15 protein-coding genes and 1 pseudogene are annotated in these 15,759 nt (G+C 56.4%); 6 read left to right on the plus strand and 10 right to left on the minus strand.

All coding sequences use genetic code 11. The annotated features are described in order from the left end of the window. Positions 1–7: 7 nt before the first annotated feature. A complete protein-coding gene (locus ACQG2G_RS09660; RefSeq protein WP_020688252.1) occupies positions 8–1,045 on the minus strand; it encodes an AI-2E family transporter in 1,038 nt (345 codons plus the stop codon). A 131-nt stretch (positions 1,046–1,176) separates the two neighbouring features. Here ACQG2G_RS09660 and ACQG2G_RS09665 point away from each other — a divergent pair. From ACQG2G_RS09665 to mdtI, 3 genes and pseudogenes are all read left to right on the plus strand, one after another. Further along, a pseudogene (locus tag ACQG2G_RS09665) lies at positions 1,177–1,347 on the plus strand (hypothetical protein). 116 nt (positions 1,348–1,463) lie between these two features. Next, positions 1,464–1,826, plus strand: a complete 363-nt coding sequence (gene mdtJ / locus ACQG2G_RS09670; RefSeq protein WP_369118579.1) for a multidrug/spermidine efflux SMR transporter subunit MdtJ — start codon at positions 1,464–1,466, stop codon at positions 1,824–1,826. Beyond that, positions 1,813–2,142 carry a multidrug/spermidine efflux SMR transporter subunit MdtI gene (gene mdtI / locus ACQG2G_RS09675; RefSeq protein WP_369118580.1) on the plus strand — a complete coding sequence of 110 codons (330 nt, stop codon included), beginning with the start codon at positions 1,813–1,815 and terminating at the stop codon, positions 2,140–2,142. Before mdtJ ends, mdtI begins: the two co-directional genes overlap by 14 nt. A gap of 28 nt (positions 2,143–2,170) precedes the next feature. Here mdtI and ACQG2G_RS09680 read toward each other — a convergent pair whose 3' ends face one another. From ACQG2G_RS09680 to puuD, 8 genes are all read right to left on the minus strand, one after another. Then, positions 2,171–2,989: a trypsin-like serine peptidase gene (locus tag ACQG2G_RS09680; protein ID WP_047023657.1), complete on the minus strand. Its 819-nt coding sequence runs from the start codon at positions 2,987–2,989 to the stop codon at positions 2,171–2,173. A 276-nt stretch (positions 2,990–3,265) separates the two neighbouring features. Continuing rightward, a complete protein-coding gene (gene asr, locus ACQG2G_RS09685; RefSeq protein ID WP_013096840.1) occupies positions 3,266–3,655 on the minus strand; it encodes an acid resistance repetitive basic protein Asr in 390 nt (129 codons plus the stop codon). Between the two features lie 149 nt (positions 3,656–3,804). Beyond that, on the minus strand, positions 3,805–5,292 hold the full coding sequence (locus tag ACQG2G_RS09690) for a carboxypeptidase M32 (RefSeq protein ID WP_058682988.1): 1,488 nt from the start codon (positions 5,290–5,292) through the stop codon (positions 3,805–3,807). Positions 5,293–5,442: 150 nt separating this feature from the next. Continuing rightward, positions 5,443–6,714: a 4-aminobutyrate transaminase gene (gene puuE, locus ACQG2G_RS09695; protein WP_236275887.1), complete on the minus strand. Its 1,272-nt coding sequence runs from the start codon at positions 6,712–6,714 to the stop codon at positions 5,443–5,445. Positions 6,715–6,739: 25 nt separating this feature from the next. After that, the gene (locus tag ACQG2G_RS09700; protein ID WP_013096837.1) at positions 6,740–8,020 is read right to left on the minus strand and encodes an NAD(P)/FAD-dependent oxidoreductase; all 1,281 of its coding nucleotides are present in this window, start codon (positions 8,018–8,020) and stop codon (positions 6,740–6,742) included. Beyond that, positions 8,017–9,510, minus strand: coding sequence for an aldehyde dehydrogenase PuuC (puuC, locus tag ACQG2G_RS09705; protein WP_057072713.1), 1,494 nt, complete (start codon positions 9,508–9,510; stop codon positions 8,017–8,019). The genes ACQG2G_RS09700 and puuC overlap by 4 nt, the downstream gene beginning before the upstream one ends. A 157-nt stretch (positions 9,511–9,667) precedes the next feature. Then, positions 9,668–10,225, minus strand: a complete 558-nt coding sequence (gene puuR, locus ACQG2G_RS09710; protein ID WP_013096835.1) for an HTH-type transcriptional regulator PuuR — start codon at positions 10,223–10,225, stop codon at positions 9,668–9,670. Between the two features lie 25 nt (positions 10,226–10,250). After that, complete coding sequence (puuD, locus tag ACQG2G_RS09715; RefSeq protein ID WP_014831700.1) at positions 10,251–11,015, minus strand: gamma-glutamyl-gamma-aminobutyrate hydrolase; 765 nt, start codon at positions 11,013–11,015, stop codon at positions 10,251–10,253. A gap of 214 nt (positions 11,016–11,229) precedes the next feature. Here puuD and ACQG2G_RS09720 point away from each other — a divergent pair, with 214 nt between their 5' ends. The 3 genes from ACQG2G_RS09720 (at position 11,230) to ACQG2G_RS09730 (ending at position 14,396) form a co-directional block, all read left to right on the plus strand. Beyond that, the gene (locus tag ACQG2G_RS09720) at positions 11,230–12,648 is read left to right on the plus strand and encodes a glutamine synthetase family protein (RefSeq protein ID WP_248766858.1); all 1,419 of its coding nucleotides are present in this window, start codon (positions 11,230–11,232) and stop codon (positions 12,646–12,648) included. Positions 12,649–12,829: 181 nt separating this feature from the next. Beyond that, on the plus strand, positions 12,830–13,015 hold the full coding sequence (locus ACQG2G_RS09725) for a hypothetical protein (RefSeq protein ID WP_418250462.1): 186 nt from the start codon (positions 12,830–12,832) through the stop codon (positions 13,013–13,015). Further along, positions 13,005–14,396, plus strand: coding sequence for an APC family permease (locus tag ACQG2G_RS09730; RefSeq protein ID WP_061772043.1), 1,392 nt, complete (start codon positions 13,005–13,007; stop codon positions 14,394–14,396). The genes ACQG2G_RS09725 and ACQG2G_RS09730 overlap by 11 nt, the downstream gene beginning before the upstream one ends. 76 nt (positions 14,397–14,472) lie before the next feature. Here the strand turns inward: ACQG2G_RS09730 and ACQG2G_RS09735 are convergent, their stop codons facing one another. Continuing rightward, a complete protein-coding gene (locus tag ACQG2G_RS09735) occupies positions 14,473–15,726 on the minus strand; it encodes an MFS transporter (RefSeq protein ID WP_094084207.1) in 1,254 nt (417 codons plus the stop codon). Positions 15,727–15,759 lie beyond the last annotated feature (33 nt).

Here is a 15,759-nt window from a genome sequence, read left to right on the forward strand (position 1 = left end):
GGGTTGCTCAGCCTCTGTGACTCATATCGCTCAGCAGTACGGCGATACTTTGCCCGCCCGCCGTCTGCTCAAGCGCAATCTTGACGATGATGGTCAGCGGAACGGAGAGCAGCATGCCAACGGGGCCGAGCAGCCAACCCCAGAATATCAGGGACAAAAACACCACCAGGGTCGAAAGCCCGAGCCCGCGTCCCATCATGCGCGGTTCAAGAATGTTTCCGAAGACCAGGTTAATTACCAGATAACCGGCCAGCAGAATCAGGGCATCATACAAACCACTGAAAACCAGCACCTGCAGAATAGGCGGGATGGCCGCCAGCACGGAACCGATGTTGGGAATATAGTTAAGCGCAAAGGCGAGCAGTCCCCAGACGAACGCAAACCGCACATCCAACGCAACCAGCATGCCCCAGACAACGCACCCGGTGACGAGACTGATCGCCGTTTTCAGCACCAGATAGCGGGAAACACTGTCCAGCGCACGCTGAATCGCGCCCATGCCTTCCACGGGCCGAACCATTATATGCTGCAATTTGGCAGGCAGTTGCGGCACCTCCAGCAGCATAAACACCACGGTTAAAAACAGCAGGAAAATAGAGGTCATGGCGTTGGAGAGCTGCGCCAGCAGGCTGGTGACGAGGGTCATGGCCGCGTTGGGATCGATATACTTCAGCAGTTCCTCAACGGAGACCTCAATGCCCGCGCGCTGCAGCCAGGGTTCAATCTGCAACAGCGGTATCACCAGCGACGAGCGGTATTTCGGCAGCGTGCGCGCCAGTTCATTCAGGGATGTGCCCAGATAAGCGACCAGCAGCACCATCGCGATAATAATGATGCTGATGAGCAGGGTGATCGCCAGCACGCGCGGTATGCGTATCCGCACCATGCGCTGAACCAGCGGGTTAAGGATCACTGCAATAAACAGCGCCAGAATAAAAGGCACGATAATATCGGCGGCAAAACGAACGCCCGTCAGGATGATCACCAGCATACCGAGCATGATCACAATCTTAAGGCCGTTCAGGGTAATGATGGGTTTAGCCATGGCAATTCCTGCGTATTTTTTTATTTATAATAAAGGCGAAAGGCGTTTAATAAACTAACCAAAATCAAACGGCCTCGGTAAAGAATTGAAAAGACTTTGAGTAAAATCCTAGCTTATGGTACAAATTTAGCGTGTTTAACTACCGAGGACAATTTTGATCCGCAAAGACGAGAAGCAACACCGCGGATAATTGTAATTTTATGGACAATTTGTTCAGGACGTATTCTTCAAACCATACTGCTGTATTCTCCACCTCTTTCTTCCTTCTGTCCGGTGAGCAACACTGGCGCAACGCGCTATAGTCACGTCTTCTGCCTGAGCTGGCGCCATACGCTTAGCTATCTGATTTAATTTCCTTTTTTGGGTTTGCTGTTCGCAGCGAGCCGCGATGGATTATATTCTCAAGCAGGAGAAAAACATGTTTTACTGGATTTTATTAGCCCTGGCTATGCTCGCTGAAATTACCGGCACGCTGTCTATGAAATGGGCAAGCGTCAGCGATGGCAATACCGGTTTTATTTTAATGCTGGTGATGATTTCGCTTTCCTATATTTTCCTCTCGTTTGCGGTGAAGAAAATCGCGCTGGGGGTGGCTTATGCCCTCTGGGAAGGTATCGGTATTTTGTTGATTACGCTGTTCAGCGTTTTGTTATTTGACGAAACCTTATCAACAATGAAGATCGCCGGATTGACGACGCTGGTAGTCGGGATTGTGCTGATTAAATCGGGTACACGTAAACCGACAAAACCGCAGAAGGAGCAGACCCATGCAGCAGTTTGAATGGATCCACGCGGCCTGGTTGGGGTTCGCCATTGTTCTGGAAATTCTGGCGAACGTGTTTCTGAAATTCTCTGATGGTTTTCGCCGTAAAGTTTACGGTCTGATGTCGATTGCCGCTGTGCTGGGGGCGTTTAGCGCCCTGTCTCAGGTGGTCAAAGGTATCGATCTGTCAGTAGCCTATGCCCTGTGGGGCGGGTTTGGTATTGCCGCGACCCTGGCAGCAGGATGGGTGCTCTTCGGCCAACGGTTAAATAATAAAGGCTGGATCGGCCTGGTATTGCTGCTGGCCGGTATGATTATGATAAAACTCGCCTGATGACGTCAGGCGAGGCGGCGCTGGCCTGTTATTGTGCCAGCGCATCCAGCTTGTCGCGAAAACCGGTCACCGAGAGAGCACGGTTATCCGCGCGCCATCGGTCTTTGGCCGCCGGAGCTGAACTCTGCACACCAATCAACTGCCAGCCGTTATCCGTTTTCAGCATCAGCGGTGAGCCGCTGTCGCCCGGTAACGTATCGCACTGGTGAGAGAGCACGCTGTTTTGCGCCCAGCCGGTCACAATGCAGTCGGTGTGGGTATACAGCGTATCCAGATGATCGACCGGATAACCGGATTGCGTCACCTTGCGATCGACGGCTTTCAGCGCGGCGGTCAGCGCGGCTTTATCGCCATCAAACAGGGGTAGTGGAGTGATTCCAGAAGGCGGGTAGCGCAAAATGATGAGACCGAAATCCCAGGAGGCCGCAGCGGGCGGGACTATCCAGCCGTCGCCGTCCGGTTTCAGGCGCTTACCCAGCGAAGGGTCAACCCGGCCTTCAATCCCGTGAATTTCATAGCGCCACATCCCTTTCTGAGACACAAATCGCAGCACCACGGCTTTGTCGGGTTTGCCGTCCGGCGGCGTCAACAGGCAATGGCCTGCGGTCAGGGCAAGCTGAGGGGTAATCAATGTGGCGGTGCATAAGTTACCGCTGGCGGTTTCCAGTTGCCCGATGGCATCCCACGGGGCCTGGGTAGGATCGGCGACACGCGTACGATCATCATGACCGAAAAACAGCGTTTTAAGCTCTTTCGCGCTAATGGTGTCATCATCGCCATCATCCGCATGCGCGAATCCAGAAAAAAGAGCAAACGTTCCCAGTAATAACACAACAGATTTACGCATATCACACTCTGGTGGGGGTAATTATGATTATTAAAAGTGAACCCTATGAAAATACTATAGACGGGACAGCGCTAAAGTGGGAGTAAAATCAGCGTGCTACGATCAGGAAAGATAAAACTGGCTTGCGATGAGCGCGCATAAAATAAGCAGGATAAGGATCAACTCAAACCGATAGCGTCGCAGCATACGCCCTCCGGATAAAAAAACGGCGCTGTATTGAAAGGTTCAGCGCCGGTTTACCAACGTGCCCCGAAGGGCACGGTTTAGCTTGTACTCTTACGCAGCTGGCTGAGCAGCTGGTTTAGCAGCTTCGTGTTTTACTGCTTTTTTGTGATGCTTTTTAGCGGCCTGAGCTTTCTGCTCTACAGCGGGTTTAGTCGCTTTTTTGTGGTGCTTTTTGGCGGCCTGTGCTTTCTGCTCAACAGCAGGTTTAGCGGCGTCTTGTTTTACGGCTTTTTTGTGGTGCTTTTTAGCCGCCTGCGCTTTTTGCTCAGCAGCAGGTTTAGCAGCTTTGTGATGTTTCTTGTGGTGTACCGTTTTTGCCGGTGCAGCGGTGGTTGCAGCAGGTGCAGCGGCAGCTGGAGCAGTTGCAGTAGTCTCAGCAGCGAACGCAGCAGAAGACAGACCCATAGCAGCGGCAACAACCAGAGCTAATACTTTATTCATGTTCATACCCTCGAATTTGGTTTTTCATTTAACCCCACTGCGGGGCCGTTGAAATAACTATATCCCTGTAAATTCGGGGTTTCCGTGAGTGATTGGTATCGGCGTGTAACCGTTTGTACAACGCCGGGGGCTTTCCCCGGCGTGGGTCATTACAGGTAACGCGAGGTCAGGTGTTCACGGAAGTAGCGGATATTCAGATCTTCTCCCGTCGCCTGGGTGATCAGCTGTGATGTGGTAAACCGGCTGCCGTGTTGCCAGACGTTCTGGCGCAGCCAGTCAAACAGGGCCGACAGATCCCCGTCAGCGATAGAGGCCTGCAGACCTGGCAGCGCCGTTTTCGCGGCATGGAACAGCTGCGCGGCGTACATCGCCCCCAGCGTATAAGACGGGAAGTAACCGAATCCGCCGTCGGTCCAGTGGATATCCTGCATACAGCCGTTGCGGTAGTTGTCTTTGGTGGATAACCCGAGCCAGGCCTGCATTTTCTCATCCCACAGGGCCGGGATGTCCTCCACCTCGATATCGCCATTGATCAGCGCCCGCTCAATCTCATAGCGCAGCACCACGTGTGCCGGGTAGCTCACTTCGTCGGCATCGACGCGGATATAGCCCGGCTTCACGCGCTGGTTCCAGGCGATAAAATTCTCTTCGCTAAACGCCGCCTGGCTACCAAAACGGGCATGAACGGCAGGGAGGAGATGTTTCAGGAACGCCTCGCTGCGGCCAAGCTGCATCTCAAAGAACAGACTCTGGGATTCGTGGATTGCCGTTGAACGCGCCAGGGCAACGGGCTGACCGGCCCACGCGCGCGGCAGGTTCTGTTCGTAGCGCGCGTGTCCGGTTTCGTGGATCACGCCAAACAGGGCGCTGAGGAGTTCATCTTCGTCATACCGCGTGGTAATGCGCACATCTTCCGGCACGCCGCCGCAGAACGGGTGCGCGCTCACGTCCAGACGACCGCCGTTGAAATCGAAGCCGAGCATCTTCATGGCTTCCAGCCCCAGCTCACGCTGCGTTGCCGTCGGGAAGGGGCCCTGAGGCGGAACGAAGGTCTGCCTGGACTGCTTGTCGACCACGTTTGCCAGCAGATCCGGCAGCCACGACTTCATGTCGGCAAAGAGCACGTCCAGACGCGCGCTGGTCATGTCTGGCTCAAAAATATCCAGCAGCGCATCGTAAGGTGAGCAACCTTTTGCCTCCGCGCGCAGACGCGCCTCTTCACGGCTGAGTTTTACCACCTCTTTCAGATTGGCGGAAAAGCCTTGCCAGTCATTGGCCGGACGCTGGGTACGCCAGGCGTGCTCACATTTGCTGCCCGCCAGCGATTTGGCTTCCACCAGCGATTCCGGCAGCAGCGAGGCCTGCTGATATTGACGCGTCATTTCACGCAGGTTGGCCTGTTCGACGTCATTCAAATCTTCACCTGCCGCTGCAGCCAGCCATTCACCCACTTTTTTGTCGGTCAGGATCTGATGTTGCAGGACGCTCATCTCCGCCAGCGCTTCACCGCGCGCGGCGCTGCCGCCGGGCGGCATCATGGTGAACATGTCCCAACTGGCGATGGAGGAGAGGTGCGAGAAGCGGGAGAGACGCTGGAAGGTTTTCACAAGTGACTGATAGGCTGATGTTTTTTGCAATTCTTATTTCCTCTTGCCAGGGATGTGTTTCAGGGAGCATACAATGAAACAGACCAAATTCCCCAGCATTTCCCACACGGAGGAAATCTAAGCCGATCTCCTCCGTTGAAACCGTCTCCGGAATGCCGGGAGACGGTTTTCGGTGGTTACTTAGGTCTTATCACGCATAACCTGTTGCAAGATCGCCAGCGCCTGGGTGAACTGGGCATCCGGAATGGTCAGCGGATAAAGGAAGCGGATCACGTTGCCGTACTGGCCGCAGATCAATAACAGCAGGCCCTGGGCGAGTGCTTTTTGCTGGATCGCCTGCGCGATGGCGGCCGAAGGTGCACGGCTCTCGGGATCAAAAAACTCCGCCGCAATCATCGATCCTCTTCCCCTTATCGCCACGAGCGCAGGGAAGGTGCCCTGAATCTCTTCCAGGGTGGCTTTCAGTCGATCGCCCAGATGCCGGGCGCGGGCGCACAGTGACTCGTTGTCGATAATATTCAGCACCGCGTGCGCGGCGGCCACCGCCAGCGGGTTGCCTGCATAGGTCCCCCCCAGACCGCCGGGCGCCGGCGCGTCCATGATTTCGGCGCGGCCCACCACGCCGGACAGCGGCATTCCGCCTGCCAGGCTTTTCGCCATCGTCATCAGGTCGGGCTTGTCGGCGTAGTGTTCCATGGCAAACAGTTTCCCCGTACGGGCGAAGCCGCTCTGTACTTCGTCGGCAATCATCACGATCCCGTGTTCATCACAGATACGGCGGATGGCGGCCACCAGATCTGGCGGGGCGACGTTGAAGCCGCCTTCACCCTGAATGGGTTCAAAAATAATCGCCGCTACCTGTTTCGCCTCAATGTCTGCTTTGAACAGACGTTCTATCGCCGTGATGGCATCCTGCGTCGTGATGCCGTGCAGCTCCGAGGGATAGGGCACGTGATAAACCGACCCCGGGAAGGGGCCAAATCCCAGCTTATAAGGCGCGACCTTGCCGGTTAAGGCCATGGTCATATAGGTTCGACCGTGAAAGCCTCCTCCGAAGGCAATCACGCCCGGTCTGCCGGTGTGGGCCCGGGCGATTTTAATGGCATTTTCCACCGCTTCCGCGCCCGTTGTGAAGAATGCCGTTTTGGCCGGGCTCTGCACCGGAGCCAGCTCGTTAAGTTTTTCGGCTAATGAAACGTAGCTTTCATACGGCACAATCTGGTAGGCCGTGTGGGTGAACTGGTGAAGCTGTTTTTCCACTGCAGCCACCAGTGCAGGATGCCGATGGCCGGTATTCAGTACCGCGATCCCGGCGGCGAAATCAATATAGTCGTTGCCTTCCACGTCGGTAAGCGTGGCATTCTCCGCCGTGCGGGCAAAGAAATCACACATTACGCCTACGCCGCGCGGGGTGGCAGAAAGTCTACGCTGATGAAATTCCTGGTTACTCATGTCAGATACCCTTTTGTCGAAACGCTCATACGCCAAGACGATCGCGCAGGCTGTAATACGCCGCGCCCATCGCCGTGAATGGAATCCGCAGGCTGCGACCGCCCGGGAAGGGGTAGTGCGGAAGGTTGGCAAACGCATCAAAGCGCTCAGCGTCACCGCGCAACAGTTCCGAGATCAGCCGTCCGGCCAGGTGGGTGCAGGTCACGCCGTGGCCGCTGTAGCCCTGCATGTAATAGATGTTTTTATCCAGACGACCAAACTGCGGCATGCGCGACAGGGTCAGCAGGAAGTTGCCCGTCCAGCGGTAGTCGATTTTGACGCCAGCCAGCTGTGGGAAGGTTTTCAGTAGCTTTGGCATCACCAGACGCTCGACATCGTCCGGATCGCGCGCGCCATAGACGACGCCACCGCCGTACAGCAGGCGGTTGTCGGCGGTAAGACGGTAGTAATCCAGCAGGTAGTTACAATCTTCCACGCAGTAGTTATTGGGGATCAGCGTGCGGACGACCGCTTCCGGCAGCGGGGCGGTGGTCACAACCTGAGTGCCGCAAGGCATGCTGCGTTTTGCCAGTTCCGGTTCTATCTTATCGCCCAGATAGGCATTCCCGGCGACGATCACGTAGCGGGCCGTCACCTGGCCATGCTGCGTGCTTACCACAGCCGGGCTGGTGTGCTGAATGGCGGTCACCGGGGACTGTTCATACACCCGTCCGCCGTTCAGGCGAATGGCGTCTGCTTCGCCGATCGCCAGGTTCAGTGGATGAATATGCCCCCCGCTGCGGTCCAGCAGCGCGCCGGTATAGCGTTCGCTGTCGACCTCCCGGCGGATGGCACTGGCGTCCAGCAACTCCAGCTGCGTATTCCCGTAGCGTTCCCAGTTGGCTTTTTGCTCCTCCAGCGTCTCAAGTTGCTTATGGTTTAGCGCCACAAACAGCCCGCCGGGACGATAGTCGCACTGGATCTGATAGCGCTGGATACGCTCCCGGATGATCTCCCCGCCTTCAAACATCATGCTCCCGAGGACTCTGGCGGCATCGGGTCCGTAGTTTTTCTCAATCACGTCGATATCGCGGCTGTAAGAGTTAACCAGCTGGCCGCCGTTGCGTCCGCTGGCGCCGAAGCCGATGCGCGCCCCTTCAAGGAGCACCACGTCGTAGCCCATTTCGGCGAGATGCAGCGCGGAGGAGAGGCCGGTATAGCCGCCGCCCACCACGCACACGTCACAGCTGATCGACTCGTTAAGCGTCGGGAAAGGTTCGTAAGCGTTCGCGCTGGCCGCGTAGTAGCTGGTGGTATGTTCGGTCATGATTGAGACTCCAGGGCAATCCAGATGGTTTTCAGTTCAGTAAATTTTTCCAGCGCGTGCAGGGACTTATCGCGACCGTTGCCGCTCTGCTTATAGCCGCCAAAGGGTACGGTCATATCGCCGTCGTTATAGTTATTGACGAAGACCGAGCCTGCTTTCAGGCGGCGGCTCATGCGGTGCGCGCGGGAAAGATCGCGGGTCCATACCGCCGCGCCAAGCCCATATTCACTGTCGTTGGCCAGCGTTAAGGCTTCTTCTTCGGTTTTAAAACGGGTGACGACCAGCACCGGCCCGAAAATCTCTTCCCGGCACAGCGGGGAGGCAGGATCGATGTCGACAAAAATGGTGGGACCGACTGCACAAGGCCATGCTTGTTCCCGCCCGTCAAGCAGCAGCGTACCTTTTCGGGTTCCCTCGCGAATAAACGTGTGGACGGTATCGGCATGTGCAGCGTCGATGAGCATGCCCATCGTGCTGTCAGGGTTGAGCGGATCGCCCGGCTGCCAGTGACGGGCCTGCGCTTTTAGCTTTGCCAGAAAGTCGTCGGCGATGCTGTCTTCGAGTAGCAGGCGGGTACCGGCGATACAGACTTGCCCCTGGTTATAAAAAATCCCGGCGGCGGTCGCGCTCACGGCTTTGTCGAGGTCCGGACAGTCGGCAAATATAATGTTGGCGCTCTTGCCGCCCGCCTCCAGCCAGACGCGCTTCATGTTGCTTTCTCCCGCGTCCTTCAACAGCTGCTTGCCGGTACGGGTAGAGCCGGTAAACGTCAGCACCTCGACTTCTGGATGCAGTGCCAGCGCCTGGCCCGCTTCGTGGCCGTAACCGCTTATCACATTCAGTACGCCGTCCGGCAGGCCTGCCTCTTTCGCCAGCCCGACCAAACGCAGGGCGGTGAGTGGCGATTTCTCCGACGGTTTCAATACCACGCTGTTGCCCGCGATCAGTGCCGGGCCCAGCTTCCAGCAGGCCAGCAGCAGCGGGAAGTTCCAGGGAACGATGGCCGCAACCACCCCGATCGGCTCGCGCACGATCATCGCCAGTTCGCCCGGCCCCGTAGGTGCCACTTCGCCGTAGACTTTATCCGCCGCTTCGGCGTACCAGCGAATGGCGCGCGCCGCGCCGGGAATATCGTCGCGCAGGCTGTGGCGGATGGGTTTACCGGTGTCCAGTGTTTCCAGTAAGGCCAGCTCTTCGCCGTGGCGTTCCATCAAATCGGCGAGCTTATTGAGCACGGCCTTGCGCTGCGCCGGAGACGCCTGCGACCAGTCACCGCGTTCAAATACCTCACGCGCCGCCTGGACTGCACGGTCCACGTCCGCCTGCTTGCCCCGGGCCACGTTCGCCAGCGTCTGTTGTGTCGCGGGATTGACGGTTTCAAACGTGGCATTATCGGCGGCGTCACAATAGGCACCGTTAATAAATAACCGGGTCTCAATGGCGCTGTTTTTTGCTTTATCCTGCCAGTAAGTCAGGTGCTGAAAATGCATATTCACTCCTTTCTTTCGCAATCAGATAAATAAGGTCATGGCCGTTTCAGGCAATACGAAGCCGTGAGGCATCCCGGGAATTAACCCGCTGAATGCCGACATTGATCGTTTTTATTTGTCCCGGCGTAAGCGCACTTACGCCGGGACTGAGTGGTAATTAGAACGTGGTGGGGGTGTGGGCACTGATAATGCGGCAGATGCCTGCCGAGGTGTTGCTGAAGCTGTGCGGTATGCCGGTATTAATGGCATAGCTTTGCCCCGCAACCAGGTGATAAGGCTGGCCATTAATGGTCAGCACTATTTCACCTTCCAGTATCGTACCGATCTCCTCACCCTGGTGTTTGATCCTCTCTCCGGTCGTGGTTCCTGGCTGGTAAGTTTCAAAAATCATCGCCAGCGTACGGTTCGGATTTCCGTTATGAACCAGCTTCATCGAAACCCCCTGACTGCCTATTTCGATAAGGTCTTCCTGATTAATAACCACCTGCGGTTCATCAGGTTTTTCCGGTTCCGAAAAGAATTCCGAGAGCGACAGCCCATAAACTTTCAGCAGCTTTTGCAGCGTACTGATGGCAGGACTGACTTTGTCCTGCTCAATGGTGCTGATGGCACTGTGTGTTAACCCAGACAGTTCGGCGGCACGCCGCTGCGAGAGACCCAATTGCTGACGGATCTCAGACAGACGTTTCCCTGGCGCCAGTCCGTCATCGCTCATAGTTGCATTTCCTTTACGGTAGTGGTCAAAGCCGTTGCTTCTCGGCAATGTGGCTTTGACAGGCGGTGATAAAACCTTCAAACAACATGCGTGACAGGGCGTACTCGCTGCTGTTCCATTCGGGGTGCCATTGCACGCCGAGGGCAAAAGGGTGGTCATGAACGCTGACCGCTTCGACGAGCCCGTCCGTCGAGCGGGCCTCCACGCGGAGCCGTGGTCCTAACGTCCGTGCACCTTGCCCGTGTAACGAGTTTACCCAAAATGTGTTACAGCCTGGTATTAATTGAGACAGCAGTCCTCCCTCCTGGACCTGAACTTCATGAGAAGGGGCGTATTGTAGCTCAACCGGCAGTTCAGGATCTTCCCGGTGCTCAAGCAGGTCGTTCTGCTCGAACAGGCGGCGATACAGCGTCCCTCCCGTGGCAACAACCATTTCCTGCAGCCCCCGGCAGATGGCGAAAATGGGGATGCGCCTTTCGAGCGCGGCAGCAATCAGCGCCATACTCAGAAGATCTCGCCCGGGATCGGCGTCAGGCTCATCGCCGTTTTCACCATAAAGGTGCGGCTGCACGTTACTTGGGCTGCCCGGCAGGTAAATTCCGTCCAGGGTTGGCAGCAGAGCGGTAATAAGCTCTGGCTCTGCCAGCGCATGCGGTAAGGCAACAGGTAAGCCCCCCGCGTTAATAATGGCATTCAGGTACTTTTCTTGCAGGGTCTGGGTCTCATGACCCTTAAGCCTGTTTCTGCACATCACCACGCCAATAACTGGCTTGTTCATTATATTTTCCATGATCGCCCTCACAAAGTGGACTAAATTTAGGCCATTCTCGCCTGTGAAACGGCCTTTTCGTTCAATATTTTCTCAATCTAGCAACGAGATCTGCCTTTTGCAAACTTAATTTAACATTTGACAAACAATTTGTTTGCATACAGATTCGATAGTGTGGACATTATATTTGACAGTCCAGAGCAGCGAACGCAAATCCCAAAAACGGTGGTAAATCATGGAAACCAATATCGTAGAAGTTGAGAACTTTGTGCAGCACACGGATGAGAGGCGGGGCAGCGCCTTTACGCAGGAAGTGAAGCGCTATTTAGAAAAGTATCCTGACACCCAGTTTATTGATGTCCTCCTGACCGACCTGAACGGCTGTTTTCGTGGCAAACGCATCCCGGTTGCCGGACTGAACAAACTTGAAAAAGGCTGCTATTTCCCGGCATCGGTTTTCGCCATGGACATTCTGGGTAACGTTGTGGAAGAGGCAGGGCTGGGGCAGGAGCTGGGCGAGCCGGACTGTATCTGTGTGCCGGTGCCGGGCACCCTGACACCCTCCGCCGCCGACCCGGAATACATTGGTCAGGTGCAGCTCACCATGGTCGATGAAGATGGCGCTCCCTTTGACGTTGAGCCGCGGAACGTACTCAACCGACTCTGGCAGCAGCTGCGCCAGCGCGGTCTGTTCCCCGTGGTAGCGGTAGAGCTGGAGTTCTATTTACTTGACCGTAAACGCGATGCCGACGGCTATCTGCAGCCACCCTGCGCGCCGGGCACCGACGTGCGTAACACGCAGAGTCAGGTCTACTCGGTTGATAATCTCAACCACTTTGCTGACGTGCTGAATGACATTGACGAACTGGCGCAGCTGCAGTTGATCCCCGCCGACGGGGCAGTGGCTGAAGCCTCCCCGGGCCAGTTTGAGATTAACCTGCACCATACGGAAAACGTGCTGGATGCCTGCGATGATGCGCTGGCGTTAAAACGTCTCGTCAGGCAGATGGCGGAAAAACACAAGATGCACGCCACGTTTATGGCAAAGCCGTATGAAGAACATGCGGGCAGCGGGATGCATATCCACATCAGCATGCAAAACAACAGAGGCGAAAACGTGTTCGCAGACGCCAGCGGTGAGGATTCCGCGCTGCTGAAACGCGCGCTGGCCGGGATGATCGATCTGATGCCAGCGTCCATGGCGCTGCTGGCGCCGAACGTCAACTCCTACCGCCGTTTCCAGCCGGGAATGTACGTGCCGACGCAGGCGTCATGGGGACACAATAATCGCACGGTTGCCCTGCGTATCCCCTGCGGCGATCGCCATAACCACCGGGTCGAATACCGGGTGGCGGGAGCAGACGCGAATCCGTATCTGGTGATGGCGGCGATTTTTGCCGGCATTTTACACGGGCTGGATAACGATTTACTCCTGCAGGAAGAAGTTGAAGGCAATGGTCTGGAGCAGGACGGATTGCCGTTCCCGATTCGTCAGAGCGATGCGCTGTGGGAATTTATGCAAAACGATCACCTTCGCGAGCGGCTGGGCGAACGTTTCTGCCACGTCTATCACGCCTGCAAAAATGATGAATTACTGCAGTTCGAACGCCTGATTACCGAAACTGAAATCGAGTGGATGCTGAAAAACGCCTGATGACGTGCCCCGGTCAGGGGCCGCTTTGTTTCATTGCATACGTATCACCAAACGGCCTGCGCGGAGCCTGGCCGAACTGTTCGCTGGCACGCCAGCTATCTCCCGGGAGTCGCGTTATGGAGCGCAGGCGGCACAGGGACTTTCTTAACGACACTGTGTGACGAGGTAGGAAATGATGCAGATGTTCAACTATCCGCAGGGCGAAGGGGGCCAGTCAGGCGCCTGCTGTGAGTGCGAGCGAGAGACGCTGCGCTGGTACGATCGCGTATGTTCTTTACAACTTCCCCCTTTGCTAAGCAGGTTTGCGTTAAGGTCAACGCGATTGCAAACCACGGTAAGCATGGGGGGGATGGTCTATGGCGACTAACACATCTCTTGATTCGCCGGGCATGGCCGGAAGAACCCGGCTGCGCAGTTCCCTCAAGCTCTGGCAGGTGGTGATGATGGGGCTGGCTTACCTCACCCCCATGACCGTGTTTGATACCTTCGGCATTGTGTCCGGTATCAGCAATGGCCACGTGCCCGCCTCGTATCTCCTGGCGCTGGCGGGCGTCATGTTTACCGCCATCAGCTATGGCAAACTGGTACGACAGTTCCCGGAAGCGGGCTCTGCGTACACCTACACGCAGAAATCGATCGGACCCCATCTGGGTTTTATGGTCGGCTGGTCATCGCTGCTGGACTATCTCTTCCTGCCGATGATCAACGTGCTGCTGGCGAAGATCTACCTTTCCGCATTGTTCCCGGAAGTCCCACCGTGGGTGTGGGTGGTAGGGTTTGTGACGATCCTGACGCTGGCGAACCTGAAGAGTGTTAATTTGGTCGCCAACTTCAACACCCTGTTTGTGCTGGTGCAGATCGCCATCATGGTGGTGTTTGTCATACTCGTGGTACATGGTTTGCACAAGGGGGAGGGCGTTGGCACCGTCTGGTCGATGCAGCCGTTTATCAGCGAGAACGCACATCTGATCCCGATTATTACCGGCGCGACTATCGTCTGCTTCTCTTTCCTCGGCTTTGACGCGGTCACCACGCTGTCGGAAGAGACGCCAAACGCGGCGCGGGTGATTCCCAAAGCCATTTTCCTGACCGCACTGTATGGCGGGCTGATATTCATTGTTGCCTCGTTTTTCATGCAGCTCTTCTTCCCGACGATCGCGCGCTTCAAGAACCCGGACGCCGCGCTGCCGGAAATTGCGCTGTACGTGGGCGGCAAGCTCTTCCAGTCGGTGTTTCTGTGTACCACGTTTGTGAATACGCTCGCTTCAGGCCTGGCCTCACATGCCAGCGTCTCACGCTTATTGTATGTAATGGGGCGTGACAACGTCTTTCCGGAGCGGGTGTTTGGCTACGTGCATCCGAAATGGCGTACTCCGGCCCTGAACGTCATTATGGTAGGGATAGTGGCGCTGTCGGCCCTGTACTTTGACCTCGTGACCGCGACGGCGCTGATCAACTTTGGCGCGCTGGTGGCGTTTACGTTTGTTAATCTCTCGGTGTACAACCATTTCTGGCGGCGTAAGGGGCTGAACAAAACGTGGAAAGATCGGTTCCACTATCTCCTGTTGCCACTCATTGGTGCCGTCACGGTCGGCGTGCTGTGGATAAATCTCGAGGCGACATCCCTGACGCTTGGCCTCATCTGGGCGGCACTGGGGGTCCTTTACCTGACATGGCTGACGCGCCGTTTCCGCAAACCGCCTCCGCAGTTTGAAGCCGCTAAGATAGAGCAGGCCTGGGATTCCTGAATGTAAAAACGGCACCAGTACGCTGGTGCCGTTTATCTGGATCGTTCGTCTTACCGGACATCAGCCCGCAGGCTTGTTATCTCAGACGTTTATGAAGACTGGCTCCCACCAGCAGCGCCCCACACAGCATCAGCGCGATAAACCCGCCCACGCCGTTCCAGCCGTAGTTGTGCCAGAACACGCCGCCCAGTGTCCCGGCGAAGCTGGAGCCAAGATAATAGCTAAACAGATACAAAGAGGATGCCTGGCCTTTGGCACGACGGGCGCGCGGGCCAATCCAGCTGCTGGCAACGGAATGCGCGGCGAAGAAACCGGCAGAGAAGAGCAGCATTCCGGTGAAAATTAGCCACAGGGACGAGAAGAGCGTCAACAACAGGCCCAGCAACATCACGGCGGTTGAGACCAGCATCACCGGCCCACGGCCATAGCGGGCGGTCATCGCTCCGGCTTTTGGCGAGCTCCAGGTCCCGGTCAGATACGCCACGGAGAGCAGGCCCACCACCGCCTGGCTAAGATGCCACGGCGAAAGCATCAGACGATAGCCAATATAGTTAAACAGCGTGACGAACGATCCCATCAGCAGGAAGCCGGTCAGGAACAGCCGCGGCAGCCCTTTATCCCGCCAGTGCAGGCGGAAGTTGATAAACAGCGTTTTCGGACGCAGGGAGGTGGGGCGGAAGTGGCGTGATTCCGGCAGAATTTTCCAGAACATCAGCGCAGAGGCCAGTGCAAAGCAGCCAATCACCGCCAGCGCAATGCGCCAGGTAAAGAAGTCTGTAAACACGCCGCTCAGCAGGCGTCCGCTCATACCGCCAATGGAGTTCCCGCTGATGTACAGCCCCATGGAGAACGCGACAAAGCTCGGGTGGATCTCTTCGCTGAGATAGGTCATCCCGACCGCCGCCACGCCGCTGAGGGATAACCCGATGAGCGCGCGCATCATCAGGATCCCGTGCCAGCTGGTCATCATGGTGGAGAGCAACGTACAAACCGACGCCAGCATCAGCGCGGTCACCATCACCTGTTTACGCCCAATGGCATCAGAGAGAGGGCCGGTAAAAAGCAGGCCGACAGCCAGCATCCCGGTTGAAATAGAGAGAGAAATACTGCTGCTGGCCGGTGAGACACCAAACTCATGTGACAGCACGGGAAGGATAGGCTGAACGCAGTAGAGCAGGGCAAAGGTTGCCAGACCGGCTGAGAACAGCGCCAGCGTGACGCGCATAAATTGGGAGGTACCACGTTTAATAAACTGCGCCGGCTGAGAAGCTGCGGGTAAATCATCGATATCGCGTGCCGGTTCGATATCAACGGTAGATGTACGACTCACACATGTTCCTTGCTTAAACATCCCCGTGGTTTC

The organism is Enterobacter cloacae complex sp. 382A5 (genome assembly GCF_050031095.1).
Classification (GTDB): Bacteria; Pseudomonadota; Gammaproteobacteria; order Enterobacterales; family Enterobacteriaceae; genus Enterobacter; species Enterobacter cloacae.